At 34.3% G+C, this 25,508-nt stretch carries 24 protein-coding genes; 13 read left to right on the top strand and 11 right to left on the bottom strand.

Features of this window, described 5'->3' with window-relative positions:
• The first annotated feature begins 73 nt into the window (after window positions 1-73).
• Window positions 74-1,360 (top strand): citrate synthase, encoded by a 1,287-nt coding sequence (locus AAEU33_RS02640; protein ID WP_172284486.1) that lies wholly within the window; start codon window positions 74-76, stop codon window positions 1,358-1,360.
• Between the two features lie 279 nt (window positions 1,361-1,639).
• On the opposite strand, the gene AAEU33_RS02635 is transcribed toward AAEU33_RS02640, so the two are convergent.
• On the bottom strand, window positions 1,640-1,804 hold the full coding sequence (locus tag AAEU33_RS02635) for a hypothetical protein (protein WP_172284474.1): 165 nt from the start codon (window positions 1,802-1,804) through the stop codon (window positions 1,640-1,642).
• A 271-nt stretch (window positions 1,805-2,075) separates the two neighbouring features.
• On the opposite strand from AAEU33_RS02635, the gene AAEU33_RS02630 reads away from it, so the two are divergent.
• From AAEU33_RS02630 to AAEU33_RS02615, 4 genes are all read left to right on the top strand, one after another.
• Window positions 2,076-2,990: an arginine deiminase family protein gene (locus tag AAEU33_RS02630; RefSeq protein ID WP_172284472.1), complete on the top strand. Its 915-nt coding sequence runs from the start codon at window positions 2,076-2,078 to the stop codon at window positions 2,988-2,990.
• A gap of 75 nt (window positions 2,991-3,065) precedes the next feature.
• A complete protein-coding gene (locus AAEU33_RS02625; RefSeq protein ID WP_345990860.1) occupies window positions 3,066-3,473 on the top strand; it encodes a four helix bundle protein in 408 nt (135 codons plus the stop codon).
• Between the two features lie 60 nt (window positions 3,474-3,533).
• Window positions 3,534-4,463, top strand: a complete 930-nt coding sequence (locus tag AAEU33_RS02620; protein ID WP_345990859.1) for an arginine deiminase-related protein — start codon at window positions 3,534-3,536, stop codon at window positions 4,461-4,463.
• 157 nt (window positions 4,464-4,620) lie between these two features.
• On the top strand, window positions 4,621-6,375 hold the full coding sequence (locus tag AAEU33_RS02615) for a discoidin domain-containing protein (RefSeq protein ID WP_345990858.1): 1,755 nt from the start codon (window positions 4,621-4,623) through the stop codon (window positions 6,373-6,375).
• Window positions 6,376-6,405: 30 nt separating this feature from the next.
• Here AAEU33_RS02615 and AAEU33_RS02610 read toward each other — a convergent pair whose 3' ends face one another.
• From AAEU33_RS02610 to recJ, 8 genes are all read right to left on the bottom strand, one after another.
• Window positions 6,406-7,116, bottom strand: coding sequence for an alpha/beta hydrolase (locus AAEU33_RS02610; protein ID WP_345990857.1), 711 nt, complete (start codon window positions 7,114-7,116; stop codon window positions 6,406-6,408).
• A gap of 215 nt (window positions 7,117-7,331) precedes the next feature.
• Window positions 7,332-9,635 (bottom strand): TonB-dependent receptor, encoded by a 2,304-nt coding sequence (locus tag AAEU33_RS02605; protein WP_172284462.1) that lies wholly within the window; start codon window positions 9,633-9,635, stop codon window positions 7,332-7,334.
• A gap of 68 nt (window positions 9,636-9,703) precedes the next feature.
• Window positions 9,704-11,959, bottom strand: coding sequence for an outer membrane beta-barrel family protein (locus AAEU33_RS02600; RefSeq protein ID WP_345990856.1), 2,256 nt, complete (start codon window positions 11,957-11,959; stop codon window positions 9,704-9,706).
• A gap of 406 nt (window positions 11,960-12,365) precedes the next feature.
• Window positions 12,366-12,707 (bottom strand): DUF3817 domain-containing protein, encoded by a 342-nt coding sequence (locus tag AAEU33_RS02595; protein ID WP_172284458.1) that lies wholly within the window; start codon window positions 12,705-12,707, stop codon window positions 12,366-12,368.
• Between the two features lie 5 nt (window positions 12,708-12,712).
• The gene (locus AAEU33_RS02590) at window positions 12,713-13,159 is read right to left on the bottom strand and encodes a hypothetical protein (protein WP_345990855.1); all 447 of its coding nucleotides are present in this window, start codon (window positions 13,157-13,159) and stop codon (window positions 12,713-12,715) included.
• Window positions 13,160-13,261: 102 nt separating this feature from the next.
• Window positions 13,262-13,519 carry a hypothetical protein gene (locus AAEU33_RS02585; RefSeq protein ID WP_345990854.1) on the bottom strand — a complete coding sequence of 86 codons (258 nt, stop codon included), beginning with the start codon at window positions 13,517-13,519 and terminating at the stop codon, window positions 13,262-13,264.
• Between the two features lie 5 nt (window positions 13,520-13,524).
• The gene (gene nadD / locus AAEU33_RS02580) at window positions 13,525-14,109 is read right to left on the bottom strand and encodes a nicotinate (nicotinamide) nucleotide adenylyltransferase (RefSeq protein ID WP_345992730.1); all 585 of its coding nucleotides are present in this window, start codon (window positions 14,107-14,109) and stop codon (window positions 13,525-13,527) included.
• A 57-nt stretch (window positions 14,110-14,166) separates the two neighbouring features.
• Entirely contained in the window at window positions 14,167-15,879 is a 1,713-nt protein-coding gene (gene recJ / locus AAEU33_RS02575; RefSeq protein ID WP_172284456.1) for a single-stranded-DNA-specific exonuclease RecJ, read from the bottom strand.
• Between the two features lie 262 nt (window positions 15,880-16,141).
• On the opposite strand from recJ, the gene AAEU33_RS02570 reads away from it, so the two are divergent.
• From AAEU33_RS02570 to AAEU33_RS02560, 3 genes are all read left to right on the top strand, one after another.
• Window positions 16,142-16,852: a ferritin-like domain-containing protein gene (locus AAEU33_RS02570; RefSeq protein ID WP_345990853.1), complete on the top strand. Its 711-nt coding sequence runs from the start codon at window positions 16,142-16,144 to the stop codon at window positions 16,850-16,852.
• Window positions 16,853-16,879: 27 nt separating this feature from the next.
• Entirely contained in the window at window positions 16,880-17,698 is an 819-nt protein-coding gene (locus AAEU33_RS02565) for a ferritin-like domain-containing protein (protein WP_172284452.1), read from the top strand.
• A 108-nt stretch (window positions 17,699-17,806) separates the two neighbouring features.
• A complete protein-coding gene (locus AAEU33_RS02560) occupies window positions 17,807-18,619 on the top strand; it encodes a M48 family metallopeptidase (RefSeq protein ID WP_345990852.1) in 813 nt (270 codons plus the stop codon).
• Window positions 18,620-18,691: 72 nt separating this feature from the next.
• Here the strand turns inward: AAEU33_RS02560 and AAEU33_RS02555 are convergent, their stop codons facing one another.
• Window positions 18,692-20,314, bottom strand: a complete 1,623-nt coding sequence (locus tag AAEU33_RS02555) for an ATP-binding cassette domain-containing protein (protein ID WP_172284448.1) — start codon at window positions 20,312-20,314, stop codon at window positions 18,692-18,694.
• A 119-nt stretch (window positions 20,315-20,433) separates the two neighbouring features.
• On the opposite strand from AAEU33_RS02555, the gene smpB reads away from it, so the two are divergent.
• The 5 genes from smpB to AAEU33_RS02530 all read left to right on the top strand — a co-directional run bounded on the left by smpB (window position 20,434) and on the right by AAEU33_RS02530 (window position 25,153).
• On the top strand, window positions 20,434-20,892 hold the full coding sequence (gene smpB / locus AAEU33_RS02550) for an SsrA-binding protein SmpB (protein WP_345990851.1): 459 nt from the start codon (window positions 20,434-20,436) through the stop codon (window positions 20,890-20,892).
• Window positions 20,893-20,969: 77 nt separating this feature from the next.
• The gene (locus tag AAEU33_RS02545; protein WP_345990850.1) at window positions 20,970-22,463 is read left to right on the top strand and encodes an OmpA family protein; all 1,494 of its coding nucleotides are present in this window, start codon (window positions 20,970-20,972) and stop codon (window positions 22,461-22,463) included.
• A 95-nt stretch (window positions 22,464-22,558) separates the two neighbouring features.
• Complete coding sequence (locus AAEU33_RS02540; RefSeq protein ID WP_172284435.1) at window positions 22,559-23,299, top strand: YebC/PmpR family DNA-binding transcriptional regulator; 741 nt, start codon at window positions 22,559-22,561, stop codon at window positions 23,297-23,299.
• Window positions 23,300-23,357: 58 nt separating this feature from the next.
• Window positions 23,358-24,185 (top strand): UDP-2,3-diacylglucosamine diphosphatase, encoded by an 828-nt coding sequence (locus tag AAEU33_RS02535; protein ID WP_345990849.1) that lies wholly within the window; start codon window positions 23,358-23,360, stop codon window positions 24,183-24,185.
• On the top strand, window positions 24,182-25,153 hold the full coding sequence (locus AAEU33_RS02530) for a glycosyltransferase family protein (protein ID WP_345990848.1): 972 nt from the start codon (window positions 24,182-24,184) through the stop codon (window positions 25,151-25,153). The genes AAEU33_RS02535 and AAEU33_RS02530 overlap by 4 nt, the downstream gene beginning before the upstream one ends.
• Here the strand turns inward: AAEU33_RS02530 and AAEU33_RS02525 are convergent.
• A complete protein-coding gene (locus AAEU33_RS02525) occupies window positions 25,142-25,432 on the bottom strand; it encodes a GNAT family N-acetyltransferase (protein WP_172284432.1) in 291 nt (96 codons plus the stop codon). The two genes, AAEU33_RS02530 and AAEU33_RS02525, sit on opposite strands and share 12 nt — an antisense overlap.
• Window positions 25,433-25,508 lie beyond the last annotated feature (76 nt).

Here is a 25,508-nt window from a genome sequence, read left to right as displayed (position 1 = left end):
AATAACGGCGAACGATAATTTGTTTGCTGTTTTTTTATGGAATTTTAGTAAATTTAAAAAAAATAAATAAATAATGTCAGACAACAAAGTTATATTGAATTACGACGGTAATTCATATGAATATCCTATCGTGGATAGTACTATCGGAGACAGAGGGATAGATATTTCAAAACTAAGAGACCAGACGGGTCTTATTACCCTGGATTTAGGGTATAAAAACACCGGAGCTACCATTAGTGATATTACTTACTTGGACGGAGATAAAGGAGAATTATTCTACAGAGGTTATCCAATCGAGCAGATTGCTGAAAAATCTAACTTTACGGAGGTAATGTATCTTTTATTACACGGTGAATTACCTACTCAGGATCAGTACAGTTCTTTCGAAAACAATATCAAAAAATATAACTTCATCGCAGACGAAATGAAAAAGATCATTGATGTTTTTCCTCGTTCTGCTCACCCTATGGGAGTATTATCTTCCCTGACTTCTGCATTAACCGCTTTTAATCCAAAAGCTGTTAACGTAAATTCTAAAGAAGAAATGGACCATGCTGCTGAATTGATGATTGCTAAATTCTCTCATCTTTGTGCATGGACTTACAGAAAAACTCAAGGTTTACCATTAAACCATGGAGATAACAATCTTAACTATGTTGAGAATTTCTATAAAATGGCTTTCAGATTACCAAATGCTGATTTCGAAATTGATCCGGTAGTTGTAGGTGCATTGGATAAGTTATTAATTCTTCACGCTGACCACGAGCAAAACTGTTCTACATCTACTGTAAGAATGGTAGGTTCTGCTCATACAGGTCTTTTTGCTTCTATCTCTGCTGGGGTATCTGCTCTTTGGGGGCCTCTTCACGGTGGCGCTAACCAGGCAGTAATTGAAATGCTTGAATTAATTGAAAAAGATGGAGGAGATGTTTCTAAATATGTTGCAAAAGCAAAAGATAAGAACGATAACTTCCGTTTGATGGGATTCGGACACAGAGTTTACAAAAACTTCGACCCAAGAGCTAAAATCATTAAGAAAGCTGCTGATGATATTCTTAGTGCATTAGGAATCCAGGATAAAGCTCTAGATATTGCAATGCAATTAGAAAGAGTAGCTCTTGAGGATGAATACTTCATTGAAAGAAAATTATATCCAAACGTAGATTTCTATTCAGGAATTATTTACAGAGCGTTAGGAATTCCTACAGAAATGTTCACTGTAATGTTTGCATTAGGAAGACTTCCGGGATGGATTTCTCAGTGGAAAGAAATGAGATTAAAAGGAGATCCTATCGGAAGACCAAGACAGGTATATCAAGGAGCTCAGCAAAGAGACTATATTGATATGGTAAACAGATAATATCTGCTTCAACAATAAAAAAATCCCAAAGTGAGCTTTGGGATTTTTTGTTTCTTATCATATTCTTTGTAGGGTGTAGGAGGAAGAATTATAATAAAAAAATGATGGGATTTTAAAAATCGGATGTTGAAATTTCTTATTTTTACTTGGTGTAAAAAACTAATATACAATGACTTTTGGAAGCTCAAAATATCAGGGAAAGGAAATACAGAAAACTGACGAGGAGAATAGAACAAGATAAAATAAAACCTGCTATTTTAGCAGGTTTTTGTTTTTTAATTATGGACATACACAATTACCACATGTCCAGATTCTGCAGCTTCCGTCATCATTCCATTCACAGCAGTATCTTGGCTTCGTTGGGCCAGCTCCTCCAATAATTGATTTTTGTTGATCTCTTCCTAATTTTTGTGCATTTTTTAGCACTGAAATGTTCTTGTTCATGATTTTGATTTTTTGATGTTGATGATTTAGTTTTAATTTTATATAAAATTATATCACTAATATAGGAGTTTTATTTGTAATATTTACTATTATTTTTCAACAAATGTAGATGATAAACAGTTGTTTATAGATTTTTTTAAAGTTTACCGGGTCTAAGAAATGAATGAGTAGCATTATTCTATTGTAACCAAGAATAAATTCTTAGAGAAACTAATTCAAAAGTTTTCCAGCTAGGGACCTTTACTTATATTTGTACATTGCATAAATCTTTATGAAACTAAATATTAAAAACGAAACGGGGAGGTTAAAATCAGTTGTTCTGGGCCAACCTAATTCTCTGGGACCGGTTCCCACCCTTGAGGAAAGCTATGATGCCAAGTCATACTACTCAATCGAACACAACATATATCCTAAAGAATCGGATATTATTGATGAAATGAATGCTTTTGAAGCAGTACTGAAAAAATACGATGTGGAAGTTTTGCGTCCGAGCATTATCAAAGATTACAATCAGGTTTTTGCAAGAGATGTTGCTTTTGTAATTGATGATAAGATGATTATTTCCAATGTAATTGCTGACAGGGCAGATGAGCAGGAAGCTTACAAAAAAGTTTTTGAGAAAGTGGCCTGGAGAAAAATTATTAATCTCCCGGAAACGGCTCATATTGAAGGTGGAGATGTTATTGTCTGGGATGATTTCCTGTTCATAGGAACTTGCTTTAGCGAAGATTACAGAAATTACAAAACGGCGAGAACCAACGAATACGCCATAGAGATCCTAAAAGAATACTTTCCTAAAAAGAGGATCATAGACCTGGAATTAAAAAAGAATGATAAAATTCCTTTCGAGGGTATCCTTCATCTGGATTGTACATTCAATCCTGTTGGAAAAGATAAATGCCTTATCTATAAGAATGGTTTTGTGGACGAAAGCGATTATCGTTTGATTGTTGATATTTTCGGGGAGGAAAATTGTTTCCATTTGACAGATGAAGAGATGTTTGAAATGTTTCCCAATATCTTTTCTATATCTCCTGAAATAGTGGTTTCAGATCAAACATTTACAAGAATGAACAACCATCTGAGAAATGAATGGGGAATGACCGTAGAAGAGATTCCATACCGTGAAATTTCCAAAATGGGCGGACTTTTACGCTGCTCTACAATGCCATTAGTGAGAGAATAATAAAGTAAGAGTGTGAAAGAGTTTGAGAGTAGGAGGTTTTGAGGGTGTCGTTTTCTTATGAATAAAATTTAAATTATGTCAATAGTTAAGTTTCATCAGGATTTAAGAGTTTTTCAAAAGTCTTTTGAAATGGGCATGGCGGTTTATGAACTTTCAAAATCTTTTCCGAAGGAAGAACTTTATTCTCTTACAGATCAAATCAGAAGGTCGTCCAGATCGGTCTCAGCTAATATTAGTGAGGCATGGGGAAAAAGGAAATATGAAAAGTCTTTTATCGCAAAACTTACAGACTCAGAAGGTGAAGCAAGAGAGACTCAGACTTGGTTACAATTTTCCTTAGCGTGTAAATATATTAATGAAGAGCAATTCAATAATTTAAATAATCAGTATAATCAAATAATTGGGATGTTGGTTAGTATGATAAATCAATCTGAAAAATGGTGTTCATTTTCATCTTTTAATCATGAAGATGGTAATTTCTAATTTTAAACAGATTAAGACTCTCATACTCTCAAACCCTAATATTCTCAAACATAAAAATAAATGCAAACTACAGATACAGTATTAATGATTGAACCGATTGCTTTCGGTTATAATGCGGAGACCGCAGAAAATAATTACTTTCAGGTTGAACAGAAAGATTCGGATGTTCAGGCTAAAGCTTTAAGCGAATTCAATGTTTTTGTTGAAAAGTTAAGAAATAAAGGGATCAATGTGATTACAATTAAAGATACCCTAGACCCTCATACTCCGGATTCTATTTTTCCGAATAACTGGGTAAGCTTCCATAATGATGGTAAAGTAGTTTTATACCCTATGTTTGCTTCAAACAGAAGAGTTGAAAGAAGAGAAGATATCCTGGAAACAATAAAAGGTAAAGGTTTTGAAATAACGGAAGTAGATGATTGGTCACTTCCTGAAATCCAGGGACACTTTTTAGAGGGAACCGGAAGCATGATCTTTGACCATGACAATAAAATCGCTTATGGTTCTGTTTCTTTAAGATTGGATGAAAAATTATTCAGAGATTTTTGTGAAAAATATGGTTTCGAACCTATTGTTTTTCATTCTTTTCAGACCGTAGGTTCAGAGAGACTTCCTATTTACCATACCAATGTTATGATGTGTGTAGCTGACAAATTTGTTGTCATTTGCCTGGACTGTATAGATAGCGAGCTTGAAAGAAGTAAAGTTATTGAAACCATCAAAAATTCAGGAAAAGAAATTATTGAGATTTCAGAAGAACAGATGCAGCAATTTGCGGGGAATATGCTTCAGGTCCAGAATAAGGAGGGTCAGAAATTTCTAGTAATGAGCCAGACTGCATATGAATCTTTAACATCAGATCAAGTATCAGCCATTGAAAAATATTGTGAAATTATCTATTCAGATCTAAATACAATAGAAGTAAATGGTGGTGGAAGTGCACGTTGTATGCTGGCGGAAGTTTTTTTACCCAAAAAAACAATATAAAATAAACCAAAAAATATTACATATTATCTTCCGGCCTGATTTCTATGCCGGAAGATTTTATTTAAAAATGAGTAGACTTGAAGATATTGATACTTTTAATTTATAAGTAAACCGAAAAAAGTTAAGTAAATTTGGATCTTACATAAAAATTATGAAGATGCGGAAGTACTTTTTTATGATGCTTGTTTTGTTGGGAACAAGTCTGAAAGCCCAGCAAAAAACATTTTGTAATCCCATTAATATCGACTACGGATATACGCCTTTTGAATCTTTTTCCCAACAGGGAAAACACCGGGCGACTGCTGATCCGGTTATCGTAAACTTTAAAAACAAACTTTTTTTGTTTTCCACAAACCAGGAAGGTTATTGGTATAGTGATGATATGCTTGACTGGAAATTTGTACAAAGAAAATTTTTACGGGATAAGAAATATATTCATGATCTAAATGCACCTGCAGTTTGGGCCATGAAAGATACTTTATATGTTTTCGGCTCGACCTGGGAACAGGACTTTCCAATCTGGAAAAGTACAAATCCCACGAAAGATGATTGGAAAATTGCTGTAGATACTTTAAAAGTCGGAGCCTGGGATCCTGCCTTTCATTATGACGAAGACAAAAATAAACTCTACCTGTATTGGGGTTCAAGTAATGAATGGCCCTTGCTTGGAACAGAAGTAAAAGTAAAGACATTACAATCTGAAGGGTTTGTAAAACCTATATTGAGATTAAAGCCGGAGGATCATGGCTGGGAACGTTTTGGAGAATATAATGATAACGTATTTTTACAGCCTTTTGTTGAGGGTGCATGGATGACGAAACATAATAACAAATATTATATGCAGTACGGAGCTCCCGCTACTGAATTCAGTGGATATTCTGATGGAGTGTATGTGAGTAAAAACCCTTTAGAAGGTTTCGAATATCAACAGCATAATCCATTTTCATACAAACCAGGTGGTTTTGCAAGAGGTGCCGGACATGGATCAACCTTCGAAGACAATTATAAAAACTGGTGGCATGTTTCAACAATTTTTATTTCCACAAAAAATAATTTTGAGAGAAGACTGGGGATCTGGCCTGCAGGTTTCGATAAAGATGATGTAATGTATTGTAATACATCCTATGGAGATTATCCTACTTATCTTCCACAATATGCGCAGGGAAAAGATTTCTCCAAAGGTCTTTTTGCAGGTTGGATGCTGTTGAATTATAATAAGCCTGTCCAGGTTTCTTCGACCTTAGGAGGATATCATTCAAACTATGCTGTTGATGAAGATATAAAGACCTACTGGAGTGCTAAAACAGGTAATTCTGGTGAGTGGTTTCAGACGGATCTTGGCGAAGTTTCCACGATCAATGCAATTCAGATCAATTATGCTGATCAGGACGTGGAATTCTTAGGGAAAACTTTAGGGAAAATGCATCAATACAAAATCTATGGATCCAATGATGGGAAAAAATGGACTGTTATTGTGGATAAAAGTAAAAACACAAAGGATGTTCCTCACGATTATGTGGAGCTGGAAAAACCGGCAAAAGCAAGATTCCTTAAAATGGAAAACCTTAAAATGCCTACCGGAAAATTTGCATTAAGTGGTTTCAGGGTATTTGGAAAAGGAGCGGGACAAACACCTCCAAAAGTTCAGAACTTTGTTCCTTTGCGTACTGATGCAAAAAAATATGGAGAAAGACGAAGTATCTGGATGAAATGGCAGCAAAACCAGGATGCCGATGGGTATGTAATATATTGGGGTAAGTCGCCGGATAAATTATACGGAAACATCATGGTATATGGAAAGAATGAGTATTTCTTTACTGGAGCAGACAGAACGGATGCGTATTATTTTCAGATAGAAGCTTTCAACGCTAATGGAATCTCGGAAAGAACAGAAGTAATGAAATCAGAATAAAAAATAAGCGCTTTGGACTTTTCAAAGCGCTTATTTTTTATCAGCTTGCTTTAAAAATTGATCAATCTTTGTAATAAGGAAAGTACTGTTATATTCCTTATCCCAATCAAGGTGTCCGCCATTAAATTCAAAAGATTCGTGAAAAATATTATTCTTATTTAAAACAGAATCAAGAATTTTTTTTTGAGATACGGGGATAACCTGATCATTCTTTCCGTAATAAGATAATATAGGAGCTGAGGTTCTTGTAATCCAGCTAACGGGGCTCGCAAACTGTACTGTTGAGATACCAGAAGGGATCACTTTTGTATCAATCAGATGCTTTTCAACAAATGAGTAATCAAAATACCCTTTAAAACCTGCATCTGCCAGGTCTGTAGGGCCTACAATGTTAATAACTGCTTTTATCCTCTTGTTTTTATTAAATTTATAAGCATATATCATTGATAAATGAGCTCCTGCACTATTTCCAAGAAGAATAAAACGTGGTTTGTATTTAAGTGTTTTTTCCAAATGGGATAAAACACTATCAATATCATTGGTTTGATTCGGAATTCCAAATTGTGAAACTGAAGCTAATCTGTAGTTCATATTAACGAAAATGGAATTCGGGAACTTTTGCATCATGGATAGAGTAAAGAATGTTAATTGAGATTTATTTCCACTACGCCAGCCTCCACCATGTATAATTAAAAAGACATCAGTTTTTGAATTGTAATGAGGTGGGAAATATAAATCCATTTTTTGGTCCGGACTCTCACCGTAGGAAATATTTTCTTCACTTTTAAAACATATCTTATTACCAAGACTGACTGTCTTCTTTTTGCAACTTATGCTACACAGGATTAATAATAAACTACAAAAGGATATCAGATTTTTCATATGCTCTAAGATAAAAAACTCACTGAGAAATCAGTGAGTTTGGCAAAAATAATTGATATGAAGAATGAATGTTTTTATCGGGTTCTGTTTTTAATATCATCTGAGGCGCTTTCAATATCCCTTACCTTTTTTATTTTTTGATTTCCGAAATTGTAAGTGATGCTTAAAGTCATTCCTCTTCTGTATTGATCATTTCTGATGTAATTATAATTTCCGTTTGGCTGATAATCTTCTATTTCTACGATATTTGTTCTTAGAACATCATTCACATTAAGAGCAAAGGTCCAGTCGTTCCAGTTTTTCTTTATACTTAAATCAAGACTCATCAGGTTTTTCAGCATTCCAAGCTCTATTTGTTGTTTGTCAATAAAGAAATAATTAACTCCTAAAAACCAGGTTTTTTTCTTATCTAGACGAATGGTGTTATTACTCGTGATTACGATGCTTGTCGATTTTACAGTATTAGTATAAACCAATGGCTTTCCGTCCTTATCAACAAAAGTGTCTCCTGTAGTTGGATCTTCAGCCAAAGAACCATTGTTGATATTGTGCTGAACACCGGCATTAAAATTCAGGGTCAAGTATTGTTTAAAGAAATTTTTCTGAATTCCTACCATGGCAGACATTTCCTGCTTGTCTCCAAAATTTGTTCTGATGTAACGCAGTACATTTTGAGTGCCTATTTTTCCATCCGCAGATTTTATAAAGCCTTGTAAAGGAACCTGTGTGATCTGATCTTTAAAATAAGAGTGGTTTAAAATCAGGAAATAAGAGTTTTTATACATGTAGGTCAATTCCTGATTGTATGTTGATGAAGCTTTTACAAAGGGATTGTTTTGTGTGTAGTTAAACTCTGTGATGTAATTTCTTATCGGGTTTAATTCCCAGAAACTTGGTCTTCTCATTCTGCTTGAAAATGAATAGGAAATATTATTCTTATCATTAATAGCATAATTGAAGCTGAGATACGGCAGGAAATTATTATAATTTCTCTCAATTCTCTGATGTTTTTGGCTTTCTATTATATTGGTAGGACTATCTGCTGTTCCCAGGCTGTTTGTAATTTCATATCGGGCACCCACCTTTCCTGAAAATTTATCTGAAAACTTTTTTTCAAGAGTGAGATACACTCCATAGATATTTTCATCATATATAAAATGGTTGAAATCCGGTGCTGGCTGTGGATTATTGTTATAATTACCATCCTTATCTATAAACTGATATGTAAAGTTCTTTGTATCATTATCAGTTTTGGTTTTATTGAAATTTCCACCTAAAGAGAGGGTAAAGTCGTTCTTAAATTTCTGAATATAATCTACTGTACCTGAAAAATTCTTAATGACCTGCGGAGTATTTTGTGTGATTGTTTTTCCTGGTCTGGAATAACCGTTACCATTTTCATCCGGAATCATGGTGTTATTTTTTGAAAACTGAAACCTTTTGTAAATAAGATATGCAGCATTTGCATTAAATTTACTTCCAAGGGAGTCCAGTTTTAGCTCATAGTTTAAATTCACAGAGTTATTGTAGTTTCTGGAATCTTCTCTGTTTTTAGTCCATGTATGCGTTGTTTCTACCACACCCAACGAGTTTGGCTGCGTTAAGGTATTAAATAAATCGATCGTGGAGTTGTAACTTCTGTTAGCCCAGGAATTCCATGATAATGCCAGATTACTTTTTTCGGTCAGTTGATAATCAATATTCAGATAGCCACCAATATTTTTATTTGGATCATCAATATCTCCTACCGATTCATTTTTTAGCTGATCTGTACCATTTCGCAGAATATAAGATTGAGGTTGAATATTTTCTCCCCCGTTGAGATTAGCACTGATTCCTAATTTATCTTTTCTGTAATTAGCAGAAAAACTGGCTGAGCTTGCATTGTATTTATTTTGGCTATTGGACATTCTCATATTCCCATTCAATCCGTCGCTCATTTTTTTCTTTAAAACGATATTGATGATTCCATCAGACGATTCTACCTGGTATTCACTTCCGGGAACCGTAATGACTTCAATTTTCTGGATATTTTCTGCAGGAGTATTTTTAAGGAACTGCACCAGAGACTCAGAGTCCATATTGGTTTTTCGTCCGTTGATATAGATCAGTACATTATTCTTTCCCGCGATTTTTAATGTTTTATCATCTGTAGTTGATAGCAGTGGTGTTTGCTTCAAGAGATCAAATGTTGTATTTCCTTTAGCAACTGGTGAAGCAGCTACATCATAAACAAAGCGGTCGCTCTGCTTTTTAAAAATCTGTTTTGTTAGAGTAACTCCTTCGATATTTTTGGTTTTTACCGAATCTGATTTTTTTTCCTGGGCGAGTGCTAATCCGCTGAAAAATAAGGCTGCGATGAGTAGTGGCGTTTTCATGAAATTTATTTTTTTGTAGAGCTTTGGACTCTTATGTATTTGATCTAAAGCTGTAATAGGTTAGTTAATTAAGTTCTTGATTTTACAGCATCATTTGCTGATTTTATTTCCCTTGCTTTCTGCAATTTCTGGTTTCCGAAGTTATAAGTGACCCCGATATTCAATATTCTTGGATAACCAAAATTGGTCACATTATTATAGCTGCCATTAGGCTGGACACCATTGATTTTATTGAAGTTTTGGTTAAACACATCATATAATTCTGCTACAAAAGTCCAGTTACCCATGATCTTTTTGACACTCAGGTCAAGACTCTGTCTGATACCCATTTCTCCGATTTCCATTTTACTTTTGCTTGCAAAGAAATAATTGATTCCCAGGAACCAGTCTTTTTTGGCAGATAAGCGGATGGTATTATTAAACTGTGCTGAAAAATTGAAATTTTTCACATCAACGATATACGGGGCAAGAACTTCTGTTTGTCCTGGTATTTGAACAGATGTTGGATCTTCACTTACTGTCCCTGAATACATTACATAAGCTAAATTAACTGAGTAATTGGTTGTCCAGATTTCTTTGATCCATGATTTATTCATTCCCAGAGTGAGACCCAGCTGTTTGTTATTACCATAATTCGTTCTGATATATCTTAGGAATTTAGTCGTAACCATTTTAGGATTTCCATTTTCATCCAGAATGATCTGACCATTTTTGTCCTTTTCCGGTTTGGTGACTGTTCCTTGTAATGGCACCTGATTCGAAGCATCCTCTACATAGTTAAAGCTTAAATTTGCGTAAAATGCATTCTTAAACATATAGTTAATTTCCTGATTGTAATGTTTAGAAGCTAATACAAAAGGATTATTCTGAGTATAATTATCCGGTGTAAAGTAAGTTCTTGATGGATTCAGTTCCCAGAATCTTGGTCTTCTGATCCGGCTTGAGAAAGTGTAGCTTATGTTATTATCTGCATTAATTGCATAGTTGATATTAACATACGGCAACAGGTTGTTATAATTTCTGTCGAAGCTGGTTTTTCCCAGAATCTCTCCGCTGCTTTTAGTCATTTCATAACGGGTTCCTATTTTACCGGACAATTTTTCGTTTAATTTCCTTTCATAAGTGATGTATGCTCCTAAGATGTTTTCCTTATAAATAAAATAATTTGTTTGATCGTAGTCATTTACAAAACCATTAGCAGTATAAATATCCTGTCTTGTATCGTTATCTGTTTTCGTATTGTTATAGCTTACTCCCATCAACCATGAATCTCCAGATTTTGTTTTTTTAAGGTAGTCGATATTAGCAGCATAATTATTGATGATTTGGGGAACCCATTGTTTAAACGCTCCATATTTGTTATCCTTGTCAGTTACAAATGGAAAGGTTTCGTTAATACTGTATTTATCCCTGTTGAACCACAAATATGAAATATTGGAAGTCAGTTTACTACCTAATGTATCCGTTTTTATTTCATAATTTAAATTGAAAGAATGGTTTCTTCTTTGTGCGTCTTCATCATTTACGGTTCTGTTTTTTAAAACTCCGTTCTGAATATTTGTGATATCTAAGATTGAGTTAAAGCTCTTGTTGTACCTCATATTATAAGTGAAGCTGAGGTTCTGTTTTTTATCGATTTCATAATCAATATTTACGCTTCCGCCAAAATTTTTATTTGGATCATCATTAAATCCAAAAGATTCATTTTTAAATGTGGAATCTCCGTTTGACAACCTGTATTTTTCTCTTTCTGTCCAGCTTCCTGTATTGAAATTGGTGTTTACAGCAAATTTATTCTGTCTGAAATTAAAAGAAACTCCGGCTGAAGGATTGTTATAATAACTTTGTTCATTTTGCATTTTCAAAGTTCCATTATAACCATTATTCCTCTTCTTTTTCATCACAATATTGATAACTCCCTCGTTGGATTCAACCTGAAATTCACTGCCAGGGACTGTAATTACCTCAATTTTCTGAATATCCTCTGAAGGCGTATTTTTTAGCATTTCAATTAATGATTCAGAATCCATGTTGGTCTTTTTATTATTGATGTAGATAACAACTTCTGACTTTCCCATAATTTTTAATGATTTTCCGTCAATACTTGAAACCATAGGAGTTTGTTTTAGCAGATTGAAAGAGTTGGTTCCTTTCGCAATGGGGGATGAGGCAACATCATAAATAAAACGGTCGCTTTGTTTTCTAAAGACCTGTTTCTTTAAAGTTATACCCTCTATATTTTTAGTTTTTAAAGTATCAGATTTTTGTTGGGCAAAAATAAATCCGCTGAAAAATAAAGCTGAAATGAGAAGTGGCGTTTTCATGATTTTATTTTTAGTTTGTTAATAGCTTGTATTTGTTATTATTTAACATTACAAAGATATATAATAAATTTAGTATTATGCAATACAAAGTACTTAAAATGTTTTTGACTTATTATTAACTTGTTGATTTTCAGGATATAAATTTTAAATTAAAAAATTTTACAGATTAAGATTGTTTCAATTATTTAGACAACTTAAGTTCTAAAGTTGTTACATCATAATCGGCAATTAGGAAAAATTAACATAAAAGAGACTAAAAAAAGTTTCTGTCTCAGTTATATTTCGATGTTGATTATTGCTCAATTAAAAGTGATGTGATAGATATGTACAGGAATGCAATGTAGATAAATAAAAAAAGGACTGATAAGTCCTTTTTAATATATTGTATATTCAGTGTAAAACCGATTTATTCTCTGTCGAAACGGGCTAATTTTTTGTCCACCCATATTGTGGCAAATGGGAAAAATGCCGAGAGGAGAGCAAAAACAAAATCTTCGTCATCCCATTTGAATATTTTTCTCACCGGAAGACAAAGTAAAAGATATATAGTAAAAAAAAGACCATGAATGTTTCCGATGACAATAATAAAAATTGTGGGAAGCAATCCTTCGTCATCGTATCTTTTCCAGATCATGGCAACCCCATAAAGTAAAAAACAGGAAACTGCTTCAGCTACACAGATTTGCTTGAACCATTTAATGATTTTTTCCTGGGGATATTTTGAGAAAAATTTTTCGATGAAATTCATTTCGATTACTTATAATAAATTTTAAAAGAATATTTAATACCATTATATAGAATGGCTCGTTTTGAGAGGACAAATTTACTAGATTTTATAAAACTCTTAATCTTTTTTTCAAAGTAAGGAATAAACTGCTTATTGTATAGATTTATTATATGATGATCAAAGCTTTCCACTTTTAAAGTATTGTCATTCTCATCTACATATAACATAACTTTAGTAAAAGATTGATTCTTTTGTGAAGAATCTATGTATCCTTTTGGATACATGAAATTTTTGAAAAAAAAGGTATTGAGTAAAATATCAGCTAATTTAGGATCTCCTTTATAGATCCAATTTAAATTATCATTATATTCAAAAATTATAGAAGGATTTTTATTCACATGATCTAAAAGTGATTGTTTTACAATGTCCTCGATAAGATCTTTACCAAATTTTTTTTCTGTAAAGTAATTCATATATCGATGATAACATAAATTACTGGTGTAATGTGCTGGTATGTCGCTTCCGATAAAAGTTCCTCCCCAAATAATATTGTGCTTCTTTAAAGCTTGTTCGAGCTATTTCTTTGCTGGAAAATCATCTCCACCTGGTGCGATATGGTATATAAAATATTTATTTTCAATTTTTGAATCTTCAACTGCTTTAATTGAATCATTACTACATTGTTCATTATAATATTTTTGCCTTTCCTGAAATCTTTTTATGTATTCTATCTCTTTTTCCTTTCGTAAAGAATCTGCTATTTTAGTAGATGTATCCTGACCAAATAAAAAGGCTTGAGTGAGAAAAATGAAAAAAAAGATATAAAATTTCATATTTGTTACTTATAAAAACTACTACCATCCAAATATTCAAAAACCTCAGGAGGGAGCATAGGCCGCACATTTTTACCTTCCTTGATCATATGGCGAATTTCGGTTGCAGAAATTTCAATGACAGGGGCTTTGATAAAAGAAATATTTTCGTGTTGTACATACTCAGAATCTTTTTTCTCGCCTTCAAAAATTCTGGGGTAAACAATAATATGGTGATTCTTTAATAAAGTTTCGGAATTTTTCCATTTATGGAGGCCCTCCAAATTGTCCTGTCCCATAATCAAGCTGAATGAATGATCAGGGTATTTTTCATTGAGATACGTCAGAGTGTCAATAGTATAACTTGGCCTGGGTAAAGAAAACTCCACATTGGAAGCCCTCATGTTCGGGTAATTTTTAATAGCTGCCTGTACCATATCCAGTCGATTATGATCTTTAAGCAATGATTTTTTATCCTTAAAAGGATTTTGAGGACTTACAACAAACCATAATTCTTCCATATTTGAATTTTCCAGAATATAATTCGCAAGAATAAGATGTCCAATATGTATAGGATTGAAAGATCCGAAGAATAAACCGATTTTTTTCATTTTCATTTGCAGGTGTATATGAGATGCAAAGTATAGCGTTAAAGTTGTATTTTATCCTTAGTCCCTAAACTTCACATCCTTTATATTCAGGTAGTGTGTTACATTTCCTTTCCAGTGATTTTCTTCCAGAGTAAATGCGAGATCGAAATGCTTATTTCTGAAGTCTTCAGAAAATTGCCCCAATTTAAAACCAACGCATTCTATATTTCTACCGGTGGATTCCTGTTTAATATAAAATTTCACGTGGTTATTATCTTTCCCCATTGTTTTTATATAACCGGATAATTTCTGGTTTCTTAAAGTGAGGATGGGTTTCATATTATGTGGACCAAAGGGTGCAAGTTTTCTATGGAAATTTATAAACTCGCGGTTGATGTCATCAATTTCTATTTCAGAATCTATAATGATCGATGATTCTTTCTGGTGTTCCTGAATCTTTTCAGCGACCACCTTTTCGAATTTTTCCTTAAAGGCCTCGAATTTTGATTTTTCCATTGAAAGTCCAGCCGCAGCATGATGTCCTCCAAATTTCAAAAAGTACTCTGAGCACATATCCAACGCCTCATGAACATCGAAATCAGAAACTGATCTTGCGGAAGCAACCATTTCTCCGTTGTTACCATCTGTAAAAACCAAAGTGGGTTTATAATAAGTCTCAATGAGTCTGGATGCTACGATTCCGATAACACCTTTATTCCACTCAGGATGGTAAACAATCGTTGTCAGGTTGGTTTCCTGTTGCGATTCAATGATTTGATTAAGTGCCGAAAGCGTCGAGTTCATATCGAGTTCCCGTCTTTCATCATTCAGTCCCATAATGTCACTTACAATCTGATGCGCATGTTTCAGATTATCTGAAACCATAAGTTCTACAGCTGCTTTTCCATGAGAAATTCTACCGGCAGCATTGATCTTTGGAGCAATTTCAAAAACAATGTTTGAAATTTCAAAATGGGAAAGTTTATCTTCTGGAATTAAGAGTCTTAATCCTAAATTTCTTGTTTTTCGAAGGGTTTTTAGACCCATTTTGGCCAGAACCCTGTTTTCTCCGGTCATTGAGACAATATCTGCAGCAATAGAAATTGCAAGCAAATCGGTTAATTCAAACAGCTCCGAATCCGGTATTTTGTAGATTGTATTTAAACCCTGGCATAATTTAAAGCCAACTCCACACCCTGAAAGCTCTTTGAAAGGATATCTGCAATCACTTCTTTTAGGGTCTAATACGGCAACTGCATTAGGAATTTCTTCTCCTGGTAAGTGGTGGTCACAAATAATAAAATCAACGCCTAAATTCTGCGCATAATTAATCATATCAATTGCTTTGATCCCACAGTCCAGAGCTATAATCAAAGAAAATCCATTCTCCTTTGCAAAATCTATCCCTTCTGTTGAAATACCGTATCCCTCAGAGTTTCTGTCCGGAATATAATAATCAAGATATTTTTTCTGAACTATTTTGCTGAGGTATAAATACATCAGCGCAACAGCAGTTGTTCCATCTACATCATAATCTCCATAAACCAATATTTTTTCACCATTCTCGATAGCTGTTGCAATACGCTCTACAGCCTTTTGCATATCAGCCATTAAAAACGGACTATGTATATCAGTGAGATTGGGCTTAAAAAATTCTCTTGCCTTTTGATAATTGTCAATTCCTCTAAGAACGAGAAGTTTAGATTCAAAAGTTCCGAAACCAAGTGACGAACTTAATCTGTCTACAACTTCCTCATCGGGTTCAGGTCTGTAAATCCATTTTTGACTCATTTCACAAAAATAGGGAAAATATATTTTAAAAAGGAATGATGAACTGTTAATATAATAATATAAAACAAAGATTTTAAGTGACGTTAAAGACCTTTCAATTCTGATTTGTTATTAATATTTATCGAGTCGCTTTTTAGATGTTCAATAGGTTATTTGGAAAAGTTTTAGAGAAAAGTTAACATTTTTTTTGATTTTGTAAATCCAAAGATAATTGATTGTCGTAAATGATATTAAATAACTAAACACTTTAAAAATTAATATTATGAAAAAGACGATTAATGTTTCTAGCCAGGGAGCCACACTGGATACCGGTAGAAGAAATTTCTTGAAACTCGGCGGCATTGGACTTGCCATGGCAGGTCTTGCATTAGTAGGCTGTGATGATAATGATGATTTTCAAATGACAGATGACCAGGTATTCGACCTTGGTAAAGGCGATGTCGGGATATTGAATTATGCTTATGCTCTTGAGCAGCTCGAAGCAGATTTCTATACTAAAGTTGTTAACAGTTTTTATTCAGGTATTTCAACCATTGAAAAAGAATTATTTACTGACCTCTATCATCACGAATTAATCCATCGGGATTTCTTTAAAGCTGCAATATCAGGAATTACTGCTAATGTACTGCCAAAGCTTGAATTTCAATATCCGGGTGTGAATTTTAATAACAGAAGTTCAGTATTAGCTACTGCTAAGGCTTTGGAAGATACAGGTGTTGCTGCGTATAATGCAGCAGGAAAGTATATTACGGATCCTAATTATTTAGTAATTGCAGGGAAAATAGTTTCTGTGGAAGCAAGACATGCTTCTGCGATCAGAAATCTTATAAATCCCGGATCTGCTGATTTTTCAGGGGATGATGTGATTGATGCCAATGGATTGGATGTGGCAAAAGAGCCAAAAGATGTTGTAATGGCTGCAGGAGGATTTATAAAGACACCTTTTACCTGGAAAGAAAGAGGCATTAACTAAATTATTTACTTTTAAAAACGTACTATTATGAACATTCTTAAATTACTAGATAGATTTTCTGATGATAAATTCTTTACAACAGAAGCATCAAGATTAGAGACCATTACAAATCTTTCAGCATTTGGAAAAAAAGCTGCTATAGCTTCGGTTCCTCTGGGCTTAGGAGTCGCGATGTCAACTCCGGCGAAAGCTGAAAACCGAAATACGACACCAGTTACAGGAAGCTTTTTAAAAAGTGCTTTAACCGATGCATTACAACTGGCCCTGACGCTGGAATACTTAGAAAATGAATATTACAGTATTGGACTATCTACAGCAAGTTTAATTCCTAATGCTGACCGTACCGTTTTTATGCAAATTTCTAAACATGAATCTGCACATGTTGGTTTCTTGAAAAGTACATTAACTTCTTTGGGAGTTACACCCGCATCGAAACCTACTTTTGACTTTACGGCGGGAGGTAATTTTACTCCGTTTACAGATTATAATCAGTTTCTTGTTCTGGCGCAAGCCTTTGAGGATACTGGTGTTAGAGCCTATAAAGGACAGGCAGGAAATGTAATGTCTAATAAAGTAGTATTACAAGCTGCTTTACAAATTCACTCTGTAGAAGCCAGACATGCTTCGCAAGTAAGAAGAATGAGAGGAAATAAAGGGTGGATTGAACTGGCCAACGGAGGAAACATGCCGTCTGCAACAAACCCTGTGTACGCGGGTGAGGATAATACAAATCAAGCCGGATACAATACTTCAACTGCATTTGGAGCTGCAGCAGGTTCTGCTGCTTACGATGAAATTTTAAGTGGTAGTGATGCAACAGCAATTGCATCTTTATTTATTGTGTAGGTGATTTCTTAATATTAGGTGTGGATCCTTTTCTGAAATTTTTCAGAAAAGGATTTTTTTGTTGAAAAAAATCATATATTCGCCGGCCAAAAGGAAAATAAAATTAATATGAAAAGAATTGTTTTAAGCGTATGCTTACTGGGAGCTGTTCACGTATTTCAGGGACAAAAAATTAGTTTAGGAAAAATTACAGATGTTGCTTCTAAAGGAGCGAAGGCGCTCACTTTTACCAATGAAGATGCTGTAAAGTTATCTAAAGAATCTGTAGAATGGATGGATAAAAATAATCCTGTAGCCGGCCCTAAAGACCCATACACCATCAGACTGAATAAACTTTTCGGTAAACATAAATCACAAGATGGGCTTAATCTTAATTACAAAGTGTATAAAGTAAAAGACATTAATGCTTTTGCCTGTGCAGACGGAAGCGTTCGCGTGTTTTCTTCATTAATGGATATAATGACAGATGATGAACTGTTGGCGGTAATTGGACATGAAATCGGTCATGTTAAAAATCAGGATACTAAAGACGCTATTAAATCTGCTTATTTAAAGGCTGCGGCATTAGATGCTGCATCTTCAGCATCCTCTGCGGTAGCTACATTAAATGACAGCCAGATAGGGAAGATGGCTAATGCATTTATGGATGCTTCACACAGTAAAAAACAGGAATCTGAAGCAGATGTATACTCATACGATTTTATGAAAACGAATAAGTATAATGTCGTAGCAGAATATACAGCATTTAAAAAGTTGGCTTTGCTTTCCGAAGGAAGTACACAATCCGGTTTTCAAAAAATGTTTAATTCCCATCCAGATAGTGAAAAGCGCGCTCAGAATATTAAGAAAAGAGCAGAAAAGGATGGTCTATGGAAAGATCCTGGAACTGTCACGTTACCAACAACGAAACTTACTAAATAGTAAATACCTGAAAATAAAAAATCCTCAATTTATTTGAGGATTTTTTATTTATTTTCAAGTTGTCTTGATCAATTAAGAATACATTTTTTCTCTTAATTCCTTTACTTTTTTATCCGCAAGATAATCATCATAGCTCATCTCTCTATCGATAATTCCGTTAGGAGTTAATTCAATGATTCTGTTACAGACTGTTTGAAGCATTTCGTGGTCATGAGACGCCAGTAAAAGATTTCCTTTGAAATTAGATAAAGAGTTATTCAATGTTGTAATACTTTCCAGATCTAAGTGGTTGGTAGGTTCGTCTAACAATAGAATATTGGCTTTCTGAAGCATCATTCTACTGAACATACATCTCATTTTCTCACCTCCTGAAAGCACTTTACAAGATTTCAAAGCTTCGTCACCGGAGAATAGCATTCTTCCAAGGAATCCTCTTACGAATTCTTCATGGCGTTCCTCATCATTTTTAGTGAACTGTCTTAACCAGTCAACTAAGTTAATGTCTTCCTGGAAAAAGTCAGTATTATCGAGAGGCATATAAGATTGAGAAGTAGTAATTCCCCAATTGAATGTTCCTTTGTCTGGTTGTGATTCCCCAGCCAATACCTGGAAAAACTCAGTTATAGCCAATGAATTTTTTGAAAGAACTGCAACTTTATCTCCTTTTTTAAGGTTTAAATTGATATCAGAAAAAAGAAGTTCTCCATCTTTAGATTTTTCAAGACCCTTTACTTCAAGAATCTGATCTCCGGCTTCTCTTTCCATTTCAAAAATAATCGCAGGATATCTTCTGGAAGAAGGCTTGATATCATCAATATTCAGTTTGTCAATCATTTTCTTTCTTGCTGTAGCTTGTTTTGCTTTTGCTACGTTTGAACTGAATCTTGCGATGAAATCCTGAAGTTCCTTCTTCTTTTCCTCTGCTTTTTTATTTGCCTGAGCTCTCTGTCTTGTTGCCAACTGAGACGCCTGATACCAGAAAGAATAGTTACCGGTATAAAGATTAAGTTTTGCATAGTCTAAATCTCCGATGTGCGTACATACGGTGTCTAAGAAGTGACGGTCGTGAGAAACAACAATAACGGTGTTTTCATAATCAGCCAGGAAATTTTCAAGCCATGCGATAGTGTCGATGTCAAGGTCATTGGTAGGCTCATCGAGAATTAAAACATCAGGATTTCCAAATAATGCCTGAGCTAAAAGAACTTTTACTTTGTCTTTGTTTTCTAGTTCACTCATCATCTGCCAATGCATATCATCCTTGATTCCTACGTTAGAAAGCATTGTTTGCGCATCAGATTCTGAATTCCATCCTCCCATTTCATCATAGATAACACCAAGCTCTCCAGCTTTGATACCATCTTCATCAGAGAAATCTTCTTTTGCGTATAACGCATCCATTTCCGCTTTTATCTCGAATAACTTTTTGTTACCTCTTAATACTGTTTCAAGGACATTATATTGGTCGTATGCAAAGTGATCCTGCTCTAAAACAGACATTCTTTTTCCAGGCTCTAATGATACACTTCCTGTGGTTGGGTCTTGTTTTCCGGTTAATATTTTAAGGAATGTTGATTTTCCTGCACCATTAGCTCCGATAATCCCATAACAATTTCCTTTAGTAAACATAATGTTTACCTCGTCAAAAAGAACTCTTTTCCCGAATTGTAAAGATAAGTTAGATACTGTTAACATATAGTTTTGTAAATTTGGCGCAAAAATACGAAAAGAATTTGGGTAATTTATAATAATGTAATAGTCAAGTTTTTAAATGAAAGGTATTTTTGTATATTTCATAAAGAAATTTTAATATAATGAAGATCGAGAAAACAGTTAACATATTAAACAGAAGAGCCCGTTTTGAATACGAAATCATTGAAGAAATTGAAGCTGGAATGGTTTTAACAGGCACAGAAATAAAATCTTTACGTTCTTCAAAAGCATCTATCGCAGAATCCTTCTGTCAGTTTATTGATGGGGAATTGTACATCATTAACATGATGATTGATGAGTACAGATTAGGCACTTTTTACAATCATAAAACAAAAAGGGAACGGAAATTGCTCTTGCACAAAAAAGAATTACAAAAATTCGAGAAAAAGTTAAAAGATGCAGGGAACACAATTATACCTTTGAAGTTATATATTACGGATAAGGGAAAAGCTAAGGTCTTAATAGCCCTTGCAAGAGGGAAAAAGCTTTTTGATAAAAGGGAAGCGATAAAAGATAGAGAAAATAAACGAACCCTGGATAGAATATTAAAGAAAAGTTAAAAATCATTCAAAAAACTTTGTATATAAAGAAAAATTATATTTATTTTGCAATATCAATTATTTAATCATTTAATTCTATGAAAAATCTAAAATTAGGAATTTCAGCATTGGCACTTACTGTTGCTTCTACTGTATTCGCACAGACTACCAACAATCCGTGGATGATCGGAGTTGGTGCTCATGCGGAAAATCATACAGCTCAGAGAAACAACTTCAGTAATACTTTTGCTGCAAGAAATTTAACAAAGACTTTGTTCAATATGAACAACTTCTCTATTACGCCTCCATTATCTAAACTTACTGTAGCAAGAAATATCGGTAAAGGTTTAGTAATCGACTGGCAGACTTCAGTAGGGAACGTTGACAATAAGAGATTCAACAGCGGGAAAGAATTTTTCCTAATGACTGGTCTTGGTTTCCAAGCTAAGGCAGCGGGTCTTTTATGGAACGAGGAGTCTTGGTTTGATCCATACTTAAGAGTAGGTGCGAACTATTTAAGACATGATTATACTGCATTAACTTTCCCAAGAACTGACGCTAACGGTTATGTTATCAGTAACGGGGATAACGGTAATGAAAACGGTAAAGCTAACTTCTTTACAGTTTCTACTGGTGCTGGTATCAACTTCTGGGTAACTAAAAACTTCGGTTTAGGTGTTCAAGGAGATTATGTTTCAACTCCAGGTGATAAATCTACAGTTGCAAACTTCTGGCAAGCTTCTGCATCTTTGAACTTTAGATTTGGTAACAGAGATAGAGATAAAGATGGTATCTTAGATAAAGACGATCTTTGTCCTGATACTCCAGGTTTACCAGAATTCCAAGGATGTCCTGATACTGACGGTGATGGAGTTCCAGATAAAGACGATCAATGTCCAGATGTAGCAGGACCAGTTGAAAACAACGGTTGTCCTTGGCCAGATACAGATGGTGACGGTGTTATCGACAAAGATGATGCTTGTCCTACAGTAGCAGGTCCAGCTGAAAACAACGGTTGTCCTTGGCCAGATACAGATGGTGACGGTATCCTTGATAAAGATGATGCTTGTCCTACAGTTCCTGGATTACCAGAATACAACGGATGTCCTAAGCCTAAAGATGTAATCGCAAAAGAAGCTACAGGTGCTCTTAAAGATATCTTGTTTGATTTCAACAAAGCGACTATCAGACCTGAATCTAGCGCTAAATTAGATCAAGCTGCAACAATCATTAAGCAATCTAACGACGGAACATTCTTAGTAACTGGTCACACAGATAAGAAAGGTGCTGATGCTTACAACTTGAAACTTTCTAGACAAAGAGCTGCTTCTGTAGTTGCTGCTTTAGAATCAAGAGGTGTTAGCGGAACTCAATTGAAATCTGTAGGTGTAGGTGAAAGAGATGCTACTGTATCTGAAAAAGCATCTGATGCTGAAAGAATGGTAGACAGAAAAGTAGTTGTAGAAGCTGTTAACGGTGCTGCTTGGGATGCACTTAAGAAATCTGATCTAGAAGTTGTAGAGAAGAAGACTGTAGTGAAGAAAGGTAAAGCTCCAGCTAAAAGAAAAGCTCCAGCTAAAAAAAGAAAATAATTAATTTTTCTAAATAATTAATACCTCCAAATTTTTTGGAGGTATTTTTTTTTCGTTGACTTTTAAGTAATTTTGTTCAAAATTTAAAAATAAAAATGGGAAGAGCGTTTGAATATAGAAAAGCTTCGAAAATGGCGCGTTGGGATAAAATGGCCAAGACTTTCTCTAAAATTGGTAAAGATATAGCGTTAGCAGTAAAAGCAGGTGGAGCAGACCCGGAATCAAATCCGGCGTTAAGAAGATGCATCCAGAATGCCAAAGGTGCAAATATGCCGAAAGATAACGTGGAAAGAGCAATCAAAAAAGCAAGTGGAGCTGATGCTGAAAACTATGAAGAGGTAACATACGAAGGGTATGGACAAGGAGGAGTTGCTTTCTTTGTAGAATGTACTACAAATAATACGACAAGAACGGTAGCGAATGTAAGAGCTGTCTTTAATAAATTTGATGGTAACCTGGGGAAAAACGGGGAACTGGCCTTTATCTTCGATAGAAAAGGGATCTTTTACATCGATCCGAGCCAGGTAAAAATGGATTGGGATGAATTTGAAATGGAGATGATTGATGGTGGTGCAGAAGATATTGATAAAGATGATGAAGAAATAATGATCACTACTGCATTTGAAGATTTCGGTTCTTTATCTCATAAATTAGATGAACTAAAAATTGAAGTTAAAAGTGCAGAGCTTCAAAGAATTCCAAACAATACAAAAGAAGTTACTGAAGAGCAGTTTAAAGCCAATATGAAAATGCTTGATCGCTTTGAGGAAGATGATGATGTACAAAATGTTTATCATAACATGGAAATTACAGAGGAGCTCATGAACTCTTTGTAAAAAAATAATATAACATTCATATACAGTTAACTTTCAATTAGTTTCTTTGCATAAAACTATGAAAAGAAACGTTGAATTAGTTGTTATTTCGGATGTGCATTTGGGAACTTATGGATGTAAGGCTAAAGAATTGTTAAGATATCTGAATTCTATTCAACCGAAAATTCTGGTTTTGAATGGTGATATCATTGACATCTGGCAATTCAAAAAGTCTTACTTCCCTAAACCTCATTTGAAGGTAATTAAAAAGATTCTCTCATTTGCAACAAAAAATACCAAGGTATATTACATTACCGGAAATCATGACGAGATGTTCCGAAAGTTTACCGATTTCGAATTAGGTAAACTTAAGGTCTGCAACAAAATCTGTCTTGATATTGATAAAAAGAAAACATGGATCTTTCATGGTGATGTATTTGATGCATCTGTTCAACATTCTAAATGGATCGCAAAACTAGGCGGAAAAGGATATGATTTGCTAATCATGATCAATAACGTCGTTAATTGGATCCTGGAAAAAATGGGTAGGGAAAAATACTCATTCTCCAAAAAAATCAAAAATAACGTAAAAAAGGCGGTAAAGTATATTGGTGACTTTGAACTTACGGCTTCTGAACTTGCAATAGATAATCATTACGACTTTGTCATATGTGGTCACATCCATCAGCCTCAAATTCGTAAGGTTACCAATAAAAAAGGCGCTTGCACTTATCTTAATTCCGGAGACTGGATAGAGAACTTATCAGCTTTGGAGTACCATGATAAAGAATGGAAGATCTTTTACTATGACGAGCATAAACACTTGCTGCAGGACGATGAAACAGATGAAATTCAGGATCTTGATACCAACGAACTTCTTAAAATTGTAACTAACTTTTCTGAATGAAAATCTTATATGCGTTTCAAGGCACAGGTAACGGACATGTTGCAAGGGCTCAGGAGATCATTCCTATATTAAAAAAATATGCTTCGGTTGATACTTTAATCAGTGGTCATCAATCGCAATTAAAGGCTGATTTTGACATTAACTTTCAATATAAAGGGATTTCCTTACTCTATAACAAAACAGGTGGTTTATCCTATCGAAAAACATTTACTGAAAATAAATTTATTCAGGCGGCAAAAACAATCAATGATCTGGAACTAAAGCAGTACGATCTCATCATTAATGACTATGAACCGTTAACGGGGTGGGCAAGCAAGCTAAAGAATCTTCCGATGATTGAGCTTAGTCATCAGGCTTCGATGAGTTTTGCTGAAACTCCAAAACCTAAAAAAAGAGATTTCCTGGGTGAACTTATTTTGAAGTATTATGTACCCAGTGAAAGAAGGATTGGTTTTCATTTTGAAAATTATCATCCACAAATAAAAAAGCCGGTCATAAGACATAAAATACGAAATCTTAATCCTGATAAAAAAGGATACTACCTGGTTTATTTACCAAGCTTTTCTGATGAAAATATTATTAAAGTATTAAAACAAATTCCTGTGCAGTGGAAGGTTTTTTCCAAGTACAGCAAAGTGAGGCTTAAAATAAAAAATGTTGAAATATTCCCCATCGATGAAAAGGAATACCTGACCTGTTTTGAAAATTGTGATGGTATTTTATGTAATGCAGGTTTTGAAGCTCCGGCTGAAGCTCTCTTTATGGATAAAAAGTTGTTTGTTATTCCAATTCATAATCAATATGAGCAGGAGTGCAATGCCTGTGCTCTGGATAAGATGGGAATTCCCAATTCTAAAGTATTAAAGCTTGGGGAAATAATGGAATGGGTAGCTTCAGATCATCACATTAAAGTAGATTACCCTGATGATATTGAACAAATACTGTTAAATGAGGTTTTAATTCTTTAAAAAAATATCATCTACATCATTCATTCTCATCATTACTGATCTGGCATAAGAACAATGAGGATACACTTTCCAATTGTTTTCTCTTGCGAATCTGATGGCCTCTTCTACGAGATATTTTCCCATTCCCCTACCTTCAAATTCAGGATGCACTAAAACAAAGGATATAATGAATTTGTTTTCTTCCGGGAAGATGGTATAGGTCAGTCTGCCAATTTCTGTAAGTTCATTGTTTAGTGTAAGAACTCCTCCGTTTCCGGATTTATTGTTTTCAAATTTCATAATTAAAAGCTTAGTATTGTATCACGTGCAAAAACTGCACCGACTTAGATTCGAGTGTAATCTATGGACAAAGATA

The organism is Chryseobacterium sp. Chry.R1 (assembly GCF_039645525.1).
GTDB lineage: Bacteria > Bacteroidota > Bacteroidia > Flavobacteriales > Weeksellaceae > Chryseobacterium > Chryseobacterium proteolyticum.
This window is presented reverse-complemented; position numbering and strand designations above follow the sequence as displayed.